This is a genomic window from Leyella stercorea DSM 18206 (assembly GCF_000235885.1).
Lineage (GTDB): Bacteria > Bacteroidota > Bacteroidia > Bacteroidales > Bacteroidaceae > Prevotella > Prevotella stercorea.
Map to the genome: position 1 here is coordinate 32259 of NZ_JH379399.1, position 16365 is coordinate 48623.

Consider the following 16365-nt stretch of genomic DNA (forward strand, 5'->3'; position numbering starts at 1 on the left):
TTTTATGCGTTTTTGCCAGAGAAGGCATTCAAAGTGTACTTTCGTGACCTACTTCTCGCCGTTCACTTCGAGCGAGCATGTGATGCCACGGCGCATCATGTCCTTCATTGTTGGCTTTAAGCGGGTGAGGAAGCCCTCCCATGAGCGGTTCTGCTGCTTTGTCCAGCCGGCTTCGGCGAGAGCTATGGCGCGTGGGTAAGCCTGGTAGTAGATGCGCTCAACGGTCGGGATACACTCGCTCCAGAGTGTGCCAGCCACACCGAAGAGGTTGTTCTGTTCAAACTTCTCATTCATGCCCCATGCCGGGTCGAGCGAGTAGGCGTCCTTCAATGTCGTTGCAGGCATACCCCAGTTCACCTCCGGCATGTCGCCCTTCGACATTGGGTAGTCGAAGTAGCAGTGCTCGCCGGGGCAGAGCATAATGCGTGCGTTGTTGCGCACGGCTGCGTCGAGTGCCTCCTGCGTCTGTCCGCTGCGCCAAGCGAAGGTTACGCAACCGGGCTGAATCTCCTTGAAGTCAGACTCGTACCAGAACATAGGTGTCTTGCCGTACTTGTCGCGCAGCAGTTCGATCATGCGGTCGAACAAGTAGCCTTGCAGACGCCAGTTCTCAGAGCGGTCGGTGGTCTTGATGCCGAGCTTCTGCTTCAGTGCCTGACACTTCGGGCAGTCGGTCCAGCAGTCGAGCGCCGGGTTGCCAGCCTCGTCGCCACCGAGGTGTATGTATTTAGACGGGAATATGTCCACAATCTCCTTGAACACATTGCCAAGGAACTCGTATGTGAAGTCGTTGCCTGGGCAGAGCAGTTCGTTAGACACGCCGCATGTTGTGCGCACCGGCACCTGACGCTGGTGGCATGTCAGTTCGGGGAACACGCTGATGGCAGCTACCTCGTGTCCCGGCATCTCAATCTCCGGCACGATGTCTACGTGATACTCAGCACCGAGCTTTACGAGTTCGCGCATCTGCTCCTGTGTGTAGTAGCCCTTGTACGGCATCTGTATGTCGTCCTGACCCCAGCGCGACGAAGCCTGCGCTGTGAGCTGCGGATATTTCTTTATCTCGATGCGCCAAGCCTGGTCGTCAACCAAATGGAGGTGCATGGCGTTGAGCTTATAGCGCGCCATCTCGGGTACAAAAGCCTTCAGATCCTCGAACGGGATAAACGTACGAGCAGGGTCAACCATCAGTTCGCGAACATGCGTGCGTGGTTTGTCGCTGATGAACAGAGCCGGGATAGCGTCGGCACACTCTGTAGAGCCGTTGCCGCGCAGCAGTTGGTCGAGCGTCATGAGCGCGTAGAACACGCCGCGTGCAGTCTTGCCCTTCGCCGTCACGCCCTTCGAGTTGATAGCGAGCGTGTACGCCTCGTCGTCGCTGAGTGAGTTGTCGAGTGCCAGCGTAATCTGTGTGCCGCGTTGACGACTGTTCACGATGTTGCCGATGCGCTCTGTGAGCACGCGGCGCGCCTGCTCAGCCTCGTTCGAGAGTCCGTCGGCAGCTATGATGTTCCAGGCGGTTTTCACCTTCAAGTCGGCACCCTTCTGCAGTCGCAGTTCTGCGGGGAACGGCACGAGGCAGTAGGGTGGGTAGCTCACCTGATACTTCTCTTTCGCGTCGTTGAAGAAGAGGCTCCAGCCCGCAGCCTTGCGGTAGAGTTTCTCGCTGCCTGTGGGCACGATGAGCTTCACGTTCTGGCGGTTGATGCCGTAGAACGCCGTAGCATCGGCCTTTGGCGGCACCTTCGAGTCGACGCGCACGGTCTTCAGTCCCTCGAGTCGTGCGAAGGCGTACTCTGCAATCTGCGGAGCGCCCTTGATTGTTATCTCCTCCAGCGCCGTGCAGCCCGAGAAGGCAGCCGCGCCGATAGTCTCTACGCCAGCCGGAATGGTTATCTTGCCCAACTTGTCGCACGCGAAGAACGCCTGCGAACCGATTGATTTCGCTGCCGTGGGCAGCGTGATCTGCTCAAGTTGGTGGCGCGAGTGGAATGCGTTGTTAGGGATTGCGGTGCTCTGCGCCTCGCTGAGGTCTACTGAGCGCATCTGGAAACAGAGGTCGCGCAACTGACGGTAGTCGCTGTTGCCCGTCGTTGACAGTTCGCCCGTGAGCTTGAGGCTTACAGCCATCGACTTCTGTTCAGGTTTCAGGTCGTCCATACGTGCTACAGTCTGCGCTGAAACTACGGCAGAGAGGAGCGTAGCGGCAGACAATAGGAAGAATTTTCTCATTGTTTTATTGTAGATTTAGTTTATAAATTAACGGTGTAAAGGGTGGGGCGGAAGGGTGAAAGCTTTATGATTGCCATCGTGCACCGAACGCCGTCCGATTGGATTGCGTCCGCTGCCCGATTGGATTGCGTTCGCCGTCGGATCGGATTTCGTCCGCCGTCCGATGAGTTTTGTTGGCGATGCATATCGTAGGAGGCTACGGCATTCCTGCCGTAGCCATTAGTAATAGAAATGCAACTTATTACTACTGTTTGCAATGGCTACGGCAGGAATGCCGTAGCCTCCTACGGTTTGCCATGCAACTCGTGTTTCTGTAGTATCTGCATCTTGCGTTATGCATCACACCATCCCGTCGAGCTGCTTCTTCAGCTCCTTCAGCTCGTCGCGCACGCTGATGAGTGTGGCGAGAATATCCGAACTCTTGTCCACGCCCGTGCGGTTCTTGTTGAGCATCTTGCGTGCTGCCGATAGCTTGAAGCCGCGCACCTTCACAAGGTTGTGTATCACGCGAATTTGCTCGATGTCCTTCTCCGTGTACTGGCGCACGTTCTGTCCCACGGTCTTGGGCTTCAGATGCGGAAACTCCGTCTCCCAAAAACGCAGCGTGCTCTCTCGTATGTCGAACATAGCAGCCACCTCCTTAATAGAGTAGTACAACTTCACGTTCTTATTGGTATTCAATGCCATATTATTTGCAATTTATTTGCAAAAGTAACCAAAACAAAGTACCTTTGCAAACGTTTTAGAAAGAAATTAAAAAACAAAACGACAATATTATATAATATGATGACAGCTAACGAAATCCGCGACTCGTTCAAGAAGTTCTTCGAGTTGAAAGGACACACCATCGTGCCGAGTGCGCCGATGGTAATCAAGGATGACCCAACATTGATGTTCACAAACGCTGGTATGAACCAGTGGAAGGACATCATCCTCGGCACACGCGAGCCCGAACCGCGCCGCCGTGCCGACACACAGAAGTGCCTTCGCGTGAGCGGCAAGCACAACGACCTCGAGGAAGTAGGTCACGACACATACCACCACACAATGTTCGAGATGCTCGGCAACTGGTCGTTCGGCGACTACTTCAAGGAAGGTGCCATCGACTACGCTTGGGAGTACCTCGTAGACGTGTTGAAGCTCAACCCCGCCGACCTCTACGTAACCGTTTTCGAGGGTTCGGAGGAAGAAGGACTCACACGCGACGATGAGGCTGCATCATATTGGGCAAAGCACGTGCCCGCCGACCACATCATCAACGGCAACAAGCACGACAACTTCTGGGAAATGGGCGATACGGGTCCCTGCGGTCCGTGCTCGGAGATTCACCTCGACTCACGTACACCAGAGGAGAAGGCAAAGGTGCCCGGACGCGAACTCGTGAACAAGGACGACCCGCAGGTTATCGAGATATGGAACATCGTGTTCATGCAGTACGAGCGCAAGGCTAACGGCTCGCTCGTTCCGCTGCCGATGCACGTTATCGATACCGGTATGGGCTTCGAGCGCCTCGTACGCGCCATGCAGGGCAAGCACTCCAACTACGACACCGACATCTTCCAGCCTATTATCAAGGAAGAGGAAGCTATCACTGGCATGAAGTACGGCGAGAAGGAGGAGACCGACGTGGCTATGCGCGTCTGCGCCGACCACCTGCGTGCCGTAGCGTTCTCTATCGCCGATGGTCAGCTGCCTTCCAACGCTAAGGCAGGCTACGTAATCCGTCGCATCCTGCGCCGTGCAGTGCGCTACGCATACACCTTCCTCGGACAGAAGGAGGGCTTCCTCTACAAGCTCATCCCCGTGCTCACACGCGAGATGGGCGAGGCGTTCCCCGAGCTGAAGGCTCAGCACGACCTCATCCTCCACGTTATAAAGGAGGAGGAAGACTCGTTCCTGCGCACTCTCGAGAAGGGCATCAACATGCTCAACTCGGCTATGGACGAACTGAAGAAGCAGGGCAAGACAGAACTTGACGGCGTGCAGGCATTCCGTCTGTTCGACACATACGGTTTCCCGCTCGACCTCACCGAGCTTATCTGCCGCGAGAACGGATTCACCGTTGCCGCAGACGAGTTCGACGCCGAGATGCAGAAGCAGAAGGAACGCGCACGCAACGCTGCCGCTGTTGAGAACTCCGACTGGGTTATCCTGCGCGAGGGCGAACAGCAGTTCGTAGGCTACGACTTCACCGAATACGAGTGCCACATCCTGCGCTACCGCAAGGTGACACAGAAGAAGAATACATACTTCGAGCTCGTGCTCGACAACACTCCGTTCTACGGAGAGATGGGCGGTCAGGTAGGCGATACCGGCGTGCTCGTTAGCGAGGACGAGACCGTTACAATCACCGACACAAAGCGCGAGAACGGACAGTCGGTACACATCGTGAAGGCTCTGCCGAAGAACCCGGAAGCCGATTTCATGGCTTGCGTAGACGTAGACGCTCGCGAGGGCTCGGCTGCCAATCACACCGCTACCCACTTGCTCGACTACGCTCTGAAGCAGGTGCTCGGCGACCACGTAGAGCAGAAGGGCTCATTCGTATCGCCCACAACGTTGCGTTTCGACTTCTCTCACTTCACCAAGGTGACTGACGAGGAACTGCGCAAGGTAGAGCGTCTCGTCAACGACCTCATCCGTCAGGACCTGCCGCTCGACGAGCATCGCGACACTCCGTTCGAGGAGGCTAAGAAGCTCGGCGCTATCGCCCTCTTCGGCGAGAAGTACGGCGACAAGGTGCGCGTAGTGCGCTTCGGTCCGAGCTGCGAGTTCTGCGGCGGTATCCACGCACAGTCGACTGGTCGCATCGGTATGTTCAAGATCATCTCTGAGAGCAGCGTAGCTGCCGGCATCCGCCGCATCGAGGCAAAGACCGGCAAGGAGTGTGAGGAACTGATGTACGACATCGAGGACATGCTGAAGGCTATCCGCGGTCTGTTCAACAACGCAAAGGACCTGCAGGGTGTCATCGGCAAGTACATCGAGGAGCACGACGCTATGAAGAAGAGTATCGAGCAGTTCCAGGCTGCTGCCGTAGAGCGCACAAAGAACGACCTCATCGCTAAGGCACGCGAGGTGAACGGCGTGAAGGTCATCACTGCTGTCCTCCCGCTGGAACCGGCTGCTGCCAAGGACCTCATGTTCAAGCTGCGCCAGGCTGTTCCGGCTAACCTGCTCGCCGTTGTAGGCTCGGTAGCTCATGAGAAACCGATGCTCAACGTCTGCATGAGCGACGACCTCGTGAAAGATCACTCGCTCAACGCTGGTCAGATGGTTCGCGAGGCTGCCAAGCTCATCCAGGGCGGTGGCGGCGGTCAGCCTCACTTCGCTCAGGCTGGCGGCAAGAACGTCGACGGACTCTCTGCTGCCGTAGATAAGGTTGTAGAGCTTGCGCAGCTCTAATCAATAGGAGGTGCGGGCATTCCAGCCCGCATCACGCACACCCACATAGGAGGCTACGGCATTCTTGCCGTAGCCTTTATTATATGCCCTTTTTCTATTCTTTTCTCTCCTTCGCATTAACCCGAATAGTTAACAAGTGTTTCACAACGTGAAATACTCTGCATATAATTCTCTATTCTGCAATTTTAGGAGTACCTTTGCAAAGATGTCCGGCACATTCGTAATATCATACTATATAATATGATGCACATGAAAACGTTCTCATGGCTTTCGGACTATCGCATACGTAGACATAACAGATGAAAAGAGTTCTCGACTTCATAATAGCTGCTGTGTGCCTCGTTGTCTTTGCGCCGTTATTTTTGATTTGCATCGTTGCCATTTGGCTCGAAGACGGTGCGCCAACGATATATCGGCAGGAGCGCATTGGGTTGCACGGCAAGCCATTCTACATATATAAGTTCCGCAGCATGACGCGCGACGCCGAGAAAGACGGACCGCAGTTGTTGCTCGAAGGAGCTTTGAACGACCCGCGCCTCACGCGTGTGGGTCGGTTCTTGCGTGCCCATCATCTCGATGAGCTGCCGCAGTTGTGGAATGTAGTTCGTGGCGATATGGCGTTCATCGGTTATCGTCCCGAACGCAAATTCTACATCGACCAGATTATGGAGCGCGACCCGCGCTATGAGCAACTCTACGCTATCCGCCCAGGCGTCACCTCCTACGCAACGCTCTACAACGGCTACACCGACACCATAGAGAAGATGTTGCGTCGCCTCGAGCTCGACCTTTATTATCTTGAGCACCAGTCGCTTTGGTTCGACTTTACCGTGCTCGCAAAGACATTCATAAGTATCGTATTTGGAAAGAAATTCTGATGGTACACGCATAGGAGGTTATGGCATCCTGCCATAACCACGCTCTTGCTATAACCACGCATCCTGCTATAGCAATAACCACGCATCCTCCTAAGTTACATAATAACAAAAAACGCGCGCAACCATTCAGTTGCGCGCGTTTTGCTTTATTCGTTAGTCGTAAGTTATGATTCAACTTTCAACTTTCAATTCTCAACTATTTACTGCTTAGTCGCAGATAAGGTTCTCGCCAGTCATCTCCTCCGGCTTCTCCAGACCCATGATGTGGAGGATAGAAGGAGCCACGTCAGCGAGGCGTCCGTCCTTAACGGTAGCCGAGTTGTTGTTGGTTACGTAGATGAACGGAACCGGGTTGAGCGAGTGAGCTGTGTTAGGAGTCTCGTCCTCGTTGATAGCGTTGTCAGCGTTACCGTGGTCAGCGATGATGATAACCTCGTAGTCGTTAGCCTTAGCAGTCTCTACTACGTCCTTAACGCAGTTGTCGATAGCGTGTACAGCCTTAGCGATAGCGTTGTAGATACCAGTGTGACCTACCATGTCGCCGTTAGCGAAGTTAACAACGATGAAGTCGTACTCCTGAGTGTTGATAGCGCCAACCAGCTTGTCCTTCACCTCGTATGCGCTCATCTCCGGCTTCAGGTCGTATGTAGCAACCTTCGGCGACGGAACAAGGATGCGGTCCTCGCCCTCGTACGGAGTCTCGCGGCCACCGTTGAAGAAGAATGTTACGTGAGCGTACTTCTCTGTCTCTGCAGTGTGAAGCTGACGCTTGCCCTGAGCAGAGAGATACTCGCCGAGAGTGTTTGCTACGTTCTCCTTCGGGAAGAGGATGTTAACGCCGGTGAACGATGCGTCGTACGGAGTCATGCAGAAGTACTGCAGACCCTTGATAGTGTGCATACCAGCCTCCTCGTGCTCCTTCTGTGTGAGCACCTCGGTAAGCTCCTTGGCGCGGTCGTTGCGGTAGTTGATGAAGATGACAACGTCGCCTTCCTCAATCTTGCCGTTCACGGTAGAGTTGCAGATAGGAAGAACGAACTCGTCGGTTACGCCCTCGTCGTAGCTCTCCTGCATTGCCTTCACCATGTCGTCAGACTGCTTGCCCTTGCCCTCAACGAGCAGGTCGTAAGCTTCCTTTACGCGCTCCCAACGCTTGTCGCGGTCCATTGCATAGAAGCGGCCTACGATGCTTGCGATGTGCGCACCGTTCTTGTCGCAGCACTCCTGAACCTGCTCGATGAAGCCCTTGCCCGACTTCGGGTCGGTGTCGCGGCCATCCATGAAGCAGTGTACGTAAACGTCGTTCAAGCCGTACTCCTTACCAATCTCGATAAACTTGAAGAGGTGGTCGAGCGAAGAGTGTACACCGCCGGTAGAGGTGAGGCCCATGAGGTGGAGCTTCTTGCCGTTCTCCTTAGCGTAGCTGTAAGCCTTAACGATCTCCTTGTTCTGGAGGATAGAGCCGTCCTTGCAAGCGCGGTTAATCTTAACGAGGTCCTGGTAAACGATACGGCCAGCGCCGATATTCAAGTGGCCAACCTCAGAGTTACCCATCTGACCCTCCGGCAGACCTACGTCTTCGCCGCATGCGAGGAGCTGTGAGTGTGCGCTCACTGCTGTAAGGTAGTCGAGATACGGAGTCGGTGTGTTGTAGATAACGTCACCTTTGCCATGTTTGCCGATGCCCCATCCATCGAGGATCATCAATAAAGCTTTCTTTGCCATAATTCTGTGTATGTTATTATGTTAAAATAATGTTTCCTATTTACGTGCAAAGTTACAACAAATAATCCATAAATTATCCACTCTTGATGAGGTATTCTTATGTTTTTTCGTTACTTTTGCATTGGTTTAAACTTTATTACTGACTAACGGTATAATACTCGAATATGATAAATAAACTATTGTTGTCGGCTGCTATCGTTCTTAGTGGTGCGACTACTGTTGAAGCCGCTCAGAAGAAGTCGGCGAAAGTGGAGAAACAGTTGGCTGCGCAGTGTGATGCCGGCTTGCGTTCCATCACTGAGGATGCGGCTCGTGCGCACGTATATTTCCTTGCCGACGACCTCTTGGAGGGTCGTCGTGCTGGCGAGCGTGGCTCGTGCATCGCCAAGCAGTATATCATCTCACAGATGCGCCAGGCAGGTTTGAAGCCTTTCTTCGAGTCGTATGAGCAGCCTTTCGAGGCTTGCGCCGTGCAGAAGCTAAAGAGCGGTGTGCGCTACTTCGTTGAGGCTGACTCGATAGCCGAGATAAAGAAGCAGGTGCACCGTACGATGCACCTTAGCAATGTGCTCGCGGTGCTGCCGGGTAAGAAGACCGATGAGATGGTTGTTGTGGGGGCGCATCTCGACCATGAGGGCGTGTACAGCGACCTCGAAGGCGACAAGATATACAACGGAGCCGACGACAATGCGTCGGGTGTGGCTGCAGTGCTGCAGATAATGAAGGCTTTCGTAGCGAGTGGCGCAACGCCGGAGCGCACTATCGTGTTCGCATTCTGGGACGGCGAGGAGTTCGGACTGCTCGGTTCGCGCTACTTCACCGACAACTATAAGGACATGCAGAACGTGAAGGGCTACCTCAACTTCGATATGGTGGGCAGCGGTACGGACAGTCGCTATCTCATGTATTTCTTCACGGCTGCGCATCCGAAGTTTGGCGAGTGGCTTAAGGCAGACATGGCGAAGCACAACTTCTGCTTCGACCCCGACTACCGTGCTTGGGACAATCCCGTCGGTGGCAGCGACCAACAGTCGTTCCACTTGAAGGGTGTGCCTATCGTGTGGTATCACACCGGCGGTCAGCCCAACTACAACTTTCCGTCGGATGAGGCTGACACGGTGAACTATCCGAAACTGACGGACATCACCCGTGCGTCGTACCTCACCACGTGGCACTTGGCGAACGAAGCGGAATATTAATAAAAAAGCGTGATGGAGCACTGTTTGCAGTGCTCCATCACGCTTTTTTATTCGTTGAGAGTTAATACAGCAGCATGAGTCCTGCGAACGCAGCCCAGCTTATCATCTTCATCGGGTTTATCTTCACGAACTTCGTGCCTACGAATGTTGCTACGAAAATGGCGATGCTCACCCAGAAGTTCCACGGGTTGATAGCTGGCGACGAGAAGTTCTCGGGGGTCATAAGCAGAAGGGCTGCTGCAGCGATGAGTCCTACCACGGCAGGGCGCAGACCCGACATGATGTTCTGCACCGTCGGCGTGTTCATGTACTTCATAAATACACGGCAGATGAGAATCATAAGTATGAACGACGGCAGCACGAGGGCGCACGTCGCTGTCGCGCTACCCAAGATGGATGCCCATTCGCCCATGCCGGCTTTGTGTATGGCGGTGTATCCGCAGTATGTAGCTGCGTTGATACTTATCGGACCTGGTGTCATCTGGCTTATAGCCACGATGTTCGTGAACTCAGGTGCTGTGAGCCACGCATGGTTGTACACCGTCTGGTTCTGTATGAGCGACAACATACCGTAGCCGCCACCGAATCCGAAGAGTCCGATCTGGAAGAACGTAAGAAATAGCTGGAGGTATATCATTGTTGAATTTTGAATTTTGAATTTTGAGTTTTGAATTCACCATTGAATAACTCAATATTTACTATTCTGTTGGTTTGATTAGGATGCCGTACAGGTAGCCGCACATTCCTGCCACTACGAGCACGTAGATAGGGTTTACGCCCAGGAGCCATATCAGCAGTGCGCTGCCTACGGGTATCCAGCAGTTGGTGAGGGCGATGCGTGCCGACTTTGCCAGTGTGAACACGGGGGCGGCAATCAGAGCCACCACCGCAGGGCGTATGCCGTTGAATGCCGATGCCACCACAGCGTTGTCCTGGAACTGGTGGAAGAACATTGCGATGAGCAGGATGATGAGGAACGAGGGGAGGGTGACGCCGAGCGTAGCGCAGATGGCACCGGCGAGCTTGCGCATACGATAGCCGATGAACACACTCATGTTCACTGCCAATGCGCCCGGGCACGATTGCGCCACGGCGATAAGGTCGAGAAACTCCTCGCGCGTCATCCATTTGTGCCTGTTCACCACTTCTGCCTCTATCTGTGGTATCATTGCGTAGCCACCGCCGAGCGTGAAGATGCCTATCTTGAAGAACACGCGGAACGCTGCTAAGTAAAAGTTCTGCATACTGTTTTGCTATGAAATCGCCTTTATTGTTAGTTCTGTGAAGTGTATTTCGGGCGTTATGCCCGAAGCGTGCACTTCTGTCGTCTGCAAAGGTACATTATTTAAAGCAAACTCCCACAGAATTTCGCTAATTCTGTGGGAGTTTTTTATGTTTCGCGGTTGCGAAACGTTGTTAAGTTTGAGAGTTGTCGTTACTGTTTCTCAATCCACTGGCGTGCGTTTACGAATGCCTCAATCCACGGAGTCACGTCGTCCTGACGACGGTCAGCCGGGTACCAGGCGTTCTGCCATGGGAAGATGGCACGCTCCAAGTGCGGCATCATTGCCAAGTGGCGTCCGTCAGCCGAGCAGATACCAGCCACGTTGTAGTCGGAACCGTTCGGGTTGCCCGGATACTCGGCGTAGTTGTAGCGAGCCACAACGTTGTACTTGTCCTCTGACTCTGGCAGCGAGAACTTGCCCTCGCCGTGAGCTACCCAGATGCCGAGCTTGTCGCCGCTGAGCGATGAGAACATCACGCTATTGTTCTGCGGAATTTCAACACCGAGGAAGTTGCTCTCGAACTTGTGCGAGTCGTTGTGCAGCATACGTGTGCGCTTCTCGTGGTCGGGGTTGATGAGGTTCAGCTCTACCATGAGCTGGCAGCCGTTGCAGATACCGAGCGAGAGAGTGTCCTTGCGAGCATAGAACTTGTCGAGTGCCTCCTTAGCCTTCGGGTTGTAGAGGAATGCGCCTGCCCAGCCCTTAGCCGAACCGAGAACGTCCGAGTTGGAGAAGCCACCGCAGAAGACGATCATGTTCACGTCCTCGAGTGTCTCGCGACCGGTGATAAGGTCGGTCATCATCACGTCCTTCACGTCGAAGCCTGCGAGGTAGAGCGAGTAAGCCATCTCGCGCTCGCCGTTCGTGCCCTTCTCGCGGATGATTGCAGCCTTGATGCCCGACGCTGTGCGGCGGTCAGCCGAGATGCCGTAGCTCTCGAGCGAGCCCTTGAACGACGGGTGGAACTGCATTTCAACCGGCTGCTTCTTGTAGTTGTCGCGGCGCTTTGCAGCACAACCGTTGAAGCTCTGGTCGCGGTCGAGCAGGTACGATGTCTTGTACCATGTGTCGCGCAGTGCGTCGATGTCGAATGTATGTGTGTACTCGTCCTTCTTGATGACGATGGTGCGTTCTGCCGGAGTGGGGTAACCGATCTTTGCGTAGCCGATGCCGTTCTCCTCCATGTACTCCTTGAACTCCTCCTTGTACTTGTCCGAAACCTGAACAACAACGCCCGGGTTCTCGGCAAGCAGCATCTTGATGACGTCGTTGCCCGCGAGGCTGTGGAGGTTGACGTGCATACCGCCTTCAGTGTTGGCGAAGCACATCTCGAGCAATGTGGTGATCAGACCGCCTGCAGAGATGTCGTGACCTGCCATAATCCAGCCCTTCTCTATCATCTCCTGAACCGCGTTGAAGCAGTCGGCGAAGTATTCCGGGTTCTTCACGGTCGGTACGTCGTCGCCCACGAAGCCGAGGCTCTGTGCGAATGCGCTACCTCCGAGTCGCTGCTCGTCGAACGAGAAGTCGATATGGTAGAGTGATGAGTTCTTGTCGTTCACGAGTACCGGCGAAACAACCTTGCGGATGTCCGATACTTCGCCGCCTGCGCTCACGATTACTGTGCCCGGAGCGATGATCTTCTCGCCGTTCGGGTACTGCTGGGTGAGCGACAGAGAGTCCTTACCGGTCGGTACGTTCACCTTCAGAGCCAAGCAGAACTCGCTGAGAGCCTTCACAGCACTGTACAGACGAGCGTCCTCGCCCTTCTGCGAGCGGCACGGCCACATCCAGTTGGCAGAGAGCGAAAGGCTATTGAGTCCGTCGGCGAGCGGTGCCCAAACGATGTTGGTCAGAGCCTCTGCTACAGAGAGTACAGAACCTGCCTCGGGTGATGCCAAACCAGCTTGCGGAGCGTGTCCGAGAGCCGTAGCGATACCCTTCTTGCCGCGGTAGTCGAGTGCTACAACACCGCAGTCTGAGAGCGGCAGCTGAATCTCGCCCTGACACTGCTGGCGTGCTATCTTACCGGTTACGGAGCGGTCCACCTTGTTTGTCAACCAGTCCTTACAAGCCACAGCCTCAAGCTGCAGCACGCGGCTTACGTATTTGTCGAGAACGTCGTCCTTGCCGTTCTCCGATGTCTCTTCGTGTGTATATTCAGCGTCGCGGTAGTGGCGCTCTACGGTCTCGTCGCGCATGATGGTCTTCGGCGAGTGACCGAACATCTGAGCCACGTCGAGGTCGAAAGGCTTCACGCCGTCGCCCTGCTTGAATGAGAAGTGGGCGTCGCCGGTTGTTTCGCCCACAACGTACAGCGGAGCACGCTCGCGCTCTGCGATGCGACGTACGTGGTCGATGTGCTTCTCGTCGATGAGCAAGCCCATGCGCTCCTGGCTCTCGTTGGCGATTATTTCCTTTGCAGACAGTGTCTTGTCACCGATAGGCAGCTTGCTCATATCAATCTCGCCACCGCACTCCTCTACAAGTTCCGAGAGACAGTTGAGGTGACCAGCCGAACCGTGGTCGTGGATAGAAACCACCGGGTTCACATCCTCTTCGCACAGGGCGCGAACGAGGTTGTATGCACGCTTCTGCATCTCGGGGTTGGCACGCTGCACGGCGTTCAGCTCGATGCCGTTGCTGTAGCGACCAGTGTCAACAGAAGATACCGAACCGCCACCCAAGCCGATGCGATAGTTGTCGCCACCTACAACGACAACCTTGTTGCCCTTCTGCGGTTCCTTCTTCAGACAGTCGCGCTTTGTGCCGTAGCCTACGCCGCCGGCGAGCATGATTACCTTGTCGTAAGCGTACTTCTCTGCGCCTTCCTGATGCTCGAAGGTGAGCACCGAACCGGTGATGAGCGGCTGACCGAACTTGTTGCCGAAGTCTGACGCACCGTTAGAAGCCTTAATGAGAATCTGCTCCGGTGTCTGGTACAACCACTTGCGTACGGGCATGATGTCCTCCCAGTCGCGTGTGAGGTTGTCGTCGTCCTTAAGACGCGGATAGGCTGTCATGTACACGGCTGTTCCGGCGATAGGCCATGAGCCTACACCGCCGCCCATACGGTCGCGAATCTCGCCACCGGTACCGGTAGCTGCACCGTTGAACGGCTCCACGGTAGTCGGGAAGTTGTGTGTCTCTGCCTTCAGCGAGATAACGCTCTCGATGTCCTTCACCTGGAAGTAGTCGGATGTCGACTGGTCGTGCGGTGCGAACTGCTCCACAACCGGACCCTGCGCGAAAGCCACATTGTCTTTATATGCAGAGAGAATCTTGTTGGGGTTCTCCTTTGTTGTCTGCTTGATCATAGCGAACAGCGACGACTCCATCTCCTTGCCGTCGATGATGAACGTACCGCCGAAAATCTTGTGGCGGCAGTGCTCAGAGTTGATCTGTGCGAAACCGAAGATTTCAGAGTCTGTCAACGGGCGGCCAAGCTCCTTCTCTATCTTGTGCAGATACTCAATCTCCTCGGCTGAGAGTGCCAGACCCTCCTGCTCGTTGTATTCTTCTATGTTCTCCACGCGCTTGATTGGTTCCGGCTCGTGGTTCACTGTGAAGATGTCTTGGTCGAGACCCTCGTACATGCGCTGCAACATAGGGTCGTGGTCGGCATCTTTCGAGCTTACGGGGAAGTACTCCTCAATACGCGAAATGCCGTGGAGGCTCATATTCTGAGTTATCTCTACGGCATTCGTACTCCATGGAGTAATCATTTCGCGGCGTGGACCCACAAAGAAGCCCTCGACAGTCTCACCCTCGATGAGAGTGGCACCGCCGTAAAGCCAACACAGTTCATTGATCTCGTCTTGTGAGAGCTTGTGATCTGCTGCTGTAGCAATCACGCTCTTGCTTGGAGTCATGAAAAATAGAATCATACTGCTTGTATATTGTTTTGGATGAAAAACATTTTGTTGTCTGCAAAGTTACGACTTTTTAGCAAAATGAGCGCATGTTTGCATGGTTATTTTGATTATTTGATAGATAGATTGTGAATATTCTCGAGTGTGTAGGTAAAGGGCAGAGCATCCGCATCGGTCGACGCGGATGTCTGCGACGGTCGACGCGGATGTCTGCATCGGTCGACGCGGATGTCTGCATCGGTCGACGCGGATGTCTGCAACGGTCGACGCAGATGTCTGCATCGGTCGATGCGGATGGTTTAAGCTCTGAGTGTGAACTCGAATCTAAGTCCTCCCTCCTCGTTGTTGTGTGCGCTGATAGTTCCGCCGTGCAACAGTACGGCGTTCTTCACGATGGCGAGCCCGAGTCCGGTGCCGCCCATCTTGCGCGAGCGTCCTTTGTCCACGCGGTAGAAGCGTTCGAAGATGCGTGACAGATGCTCCGATGGCACGCCCACGCCGTTGTCGGAGAAGGTGAAGTGCCACTTGCGGTGGTCGTCGAACAGCTCGTCGGAGCTTAGCTCTGCGTCTATGGTTATCGTTGTGCCCACACCGGCGTAGGCGATGGCGTTGTCGGTGAGGTTGCGGAACACGCTGTAGAGCAGACTCGTGCTGCCGCGCACCACGATGTTCGGCTGCAAGCGGTTGCAGAACTTCATCTCCTTCTGCTGCAGTTGCAGTGCCGTCTCCTTCTGTATGTTCGATACGATGTCCGATATGTTCACGTTCTCCTCGCTCATCATCTCCGGTGCGTCGTCCATGCGGTTGAGCGTAGAGATGTCCTGCAGCAGCGAGGTGAGGCGTTGGCTCTGTGCGTAGCTACGCTGCAGAAACTGCTCGCGTGTGCTATCGTTGATGTTCGGGTTCTCGAGTATGGTCTCCAGATAGCCCTGTATGCTTGCCACGGGTGTCTTCAGCTCGTGTGCTATGTTCTGCGTGAGCTGTCGTTTCAGCACGTCCTGCTCGCGGCGTGTGGTCTGCAATCGCTTGTATATCTTGATGATACGCTCGGCTATCTCGCCCAGTTCGTCGTTGGGGAACACGGCGAGGTCTTCCGTGTCGAGCGACTCGTTGTGGTCGGCTCTTGAGGCGAACGTGCGTAGCTTCGTGATGTTGTCGCTCAGTCGGCTGATGAAGCGGTAGAGTATGATGGTGAGCAGCAGTATGGCTCCTATGGCGAACCAGATGTAGTGCTGGTCGGCTTGCAGCGAGCGTGCGAGGTCGCTCGTGTAGGGCAGGGCGGAGCGTATGATGAGCTGCTGCTTGGGAAAGTAGGTGGCAGAGTAGAAGAAGTCGCCGTGTACGGTCTCGCTATTGCGGTCGACGGTCGAACCTGCACCGTGCTTCAGTGCCGCTGCTATCTCCGGTCGTGTAGAGTGGTTGTTGATGTGCGAGTAGTCCTTCAGCTTGCTGTCGTAGAGCACATCGCCATTGGCGCGTATCAATGTCACGCGTATATTCTGTATGTAGTGGGTTTCTACATAGCGGTCGAGCGCCTCCTCCGAGAAGTCGGGGAAGAGGCGCAGATATTCCTCCATGCGCGAGTTGTAGTCCTGCAACTTCAGGTTGAGCGTGTCAATCTTGAACTGTTTCTCGCGCTCCTGCTGGAACACGATGAACGCCACGGCGAACACAAGGAACACCGAGAGGATGCTGAGGTATAGTTTTTTGCCGACAGATATCTTCATAATTAGTAATTTAGGAGGGTATGGCATCCTGCCATACCCAC

11 protein-coding genes are annotated in these 16365 nt (G+C 54.7%); 3 read left to right on the forward strand and 8 right to left on the reverse strand.

The features are described from left to right. Positions 1-48: 48 nt before the first annotated feature. Positions 49-2232, reverse strand: a complete 2184-nt coding sequence (locus tag HMPREF0673_RS04260; protein ID WP_007898486.1) for a family 20 glycosylhydrolase — start codon at positions 2230-2232, stop codon at positions 49-51. Between the two features lie 339 nt (positions 2233-2571). Next, complete coding sequence (locus tag HMPREF0673_RS04265) at positions 2572-2919, reverse strand: MerR family transcriptional regulator (protein WP_007898490.1); 348 nt, start codon at positions 2917-2919, stop codon at positions 2572-2574. A gap of 96 nt (positions 2920-3015) precedes the next feature. On the opposite strand from HMPREF0673_RS04265, the gene alaS reads away from it, so the two are divergent. Both alaS and HMPREF0673_RS04275 read left to right on the forward strand, forming a co-directional pair. Continuing rightward, complete coding sequence (alaS, locus tag HMPREF0673_RS04270) at positions 3016-5637, forward strand: alanine--tRNA ligase (RefSeq protein ID WP_007898491.1); 2622 nt, start codon at positions 3016-3018, stop codon at positions 5635-5637. A 299-nt stretch (positions 5638-5936) separates the two neighbouring features. After that, positions 5937-6515 carry a sugar transferase gene (locus HMPREF0673_RS04275; RefSeq protein ID WP_007898492.1) on the forward strand — a complete coding sequence of 193 codons (579 nt, stop codon included), beginning with the start codon at positions 5937-5939 and terminating at the stop codon, positions 6513-6515. 207 nt (positions 6516-6722) lie between these two features. Here the strand turns inward: HMPREF0673_RS04275 and gpmI are convergent, their stop codons facing one another. Then, the gene (gene gpmI, locus HMPREF0673_RS04280; RefSeq protein ID WP_007898494.1) at positions 6723-8240 is read right to left on the reverse strand and encodes a 2,3-bisphosphoglycerate-independent phosphoglycerate mutase; all 1518 of its coding nucleotides are present in this window, start codon (positions 8238-8240) and stop codon (positions 6723-6725) included. A gap of 164 nt (positions 8241-8404) precedes the next feature. Between gpmI and HMPREF0673_RS04285 the strand changes: the two genes are divergently transcribed. Beyond that, complete coding sequence (locus tag HMPREF0673_RS04285) at positions 8405-9439, forward strand: M28 family metallopeptidase (protein WP_007898496.1); 1035 nt, start codon at positions 8405-8407, stop codon at positions 9437-9439. Between the two features lie 61 nt (positions 9440-9500). On the opposite strand, the gene HMPREF0673_RS04290 is transcribed toward HMPREF0673_RS04285, so the two are convergent. The 5 genes from HMPREF0673_RS04290 to HMPREF0673_RS04305 form a co-directional block, all read right to left on the reverse strand. Then, complete coding sequence (locus HMPREF0673_RS04290) at positions 9501-10076, reverse strand: chromate transporter (RefSeq protein WP_007898497.1); 576 nt, start codon at positions 10074-10076, stop codon at positions 9501-9503. A 61-nt stretch (positions 10077-10137) separates the two neighbouring features. Further along, a complete protein-coding gene (locus HMPREF0673_RS04295) occupies positions 10138-10683 on the reverse strand; it encodes a chromate transporter (RefSeq protein ID WP_007898499.1) in 546 nt (181 codons plus the stop codon). Between the two features lie 191 nt (positions 10684-10874). Next, positions 10875-14612 carry a phosphoribosylformylglycinamidine synthase gene (gene purL, locus HMPREF0673_RS04300; RefSeq protein WP_007898501.1) on the reverse strand — a complete coding sequence of 1246 codons (3738 nt, stop codon included), beginning with the start codon at positions 14610-14612 and terminating at the stop codon, positions 10875-10877. Positions 14613-14707: 95 nt separating this feature from the next. After that, positions 14708-14857 (reverse strand): hypothetical protein, encoded by a 150-nt coding sequence (locus tag HMPREF0673_RS14135; protein ID WP_007898504.1) that lies wholly within the window; start codon positions 14855-14857, stop codon positions 14708-14710. A 39-nt stretch (positions 14858-14896) separates the two neighbouring features. Next, a complete protein-coding gene (locus HMPREF0673_RS04305) occupies positions 14897-16327 on the reverse strand; it encodes a sensor histidine kinase (RefSeq protein WP_410517972.1) in 1431 nt (476 codons plus the stop codon). Positions 16328-16365 lie beyond the last annotated feature (38 nt).

Bases quoted from the DNA above. Each gene is read 5' to 3' on its own strand.
- HMPREF0673_RS04260 (WP_007898486.1), bottom strand. From the start codon at position 2,232: ATGAGAAAATTCTTCCTATTGTCTGCCGCTACGCTCCTCTCTGCCGTA.
- HMPREF0673_RS04265 (WP_007898490.1), bottom strand. From the start codon at position 2,919: ATGGCATTGAATACCAATAAGAACGTGAAGTTGTACTACTCTATTAAG.
- alaS (WP_007898491.1), top strand. From the start codon at position 3,016: ATGATGACAGCTAACGAAATCCGCGACTCGTTCAAGAAGTTCTTCGAG.
- HMPREF0673_RS04275 (WP_007898492.1), top strand. From the start codon at position 5,937: ATGAAAAGAGTTCTCGACTTCATAATAGCTGCTGTGTGCCTCGTTGTC.
- gpmI (WP_007898494.1), bottom strand. From the start codon at position 8,240: ATGGCAAAGAAAGCTTTATTGATGATCCTCGATGGATGGGGCATCGGC.
- HMPREF0673_RS04285 (WP_007898496.1), top strand. From the start codon at position 8,405: ATGATAAATAAACTATTGTTGTCGGCTGCTATCGTTCTTAGTGGTGCG.
- HMPREF0673_RS04290 (WP_007898497.1), bottom strand. From the start codon at position 10,076: ATGATATACCTCCAGCTATTTCTTACGTTCTTCCAGATCGGACTCTTC.
- HMPREF0673_RS04295 (WP_007898499.1), bottom strand. From the start codon at position 10,683: ATGCAGAACTTTTACTTAGCAGCGTTCCGCGTGTTCTTCAAGATAGGC.
- purL (WP_007898501.1), bottom strand. From the start codon at position 14,612: ATGATTCTATTTTTCATGACTCCAAGCAAGAGCGTGATTGCTACAGCA.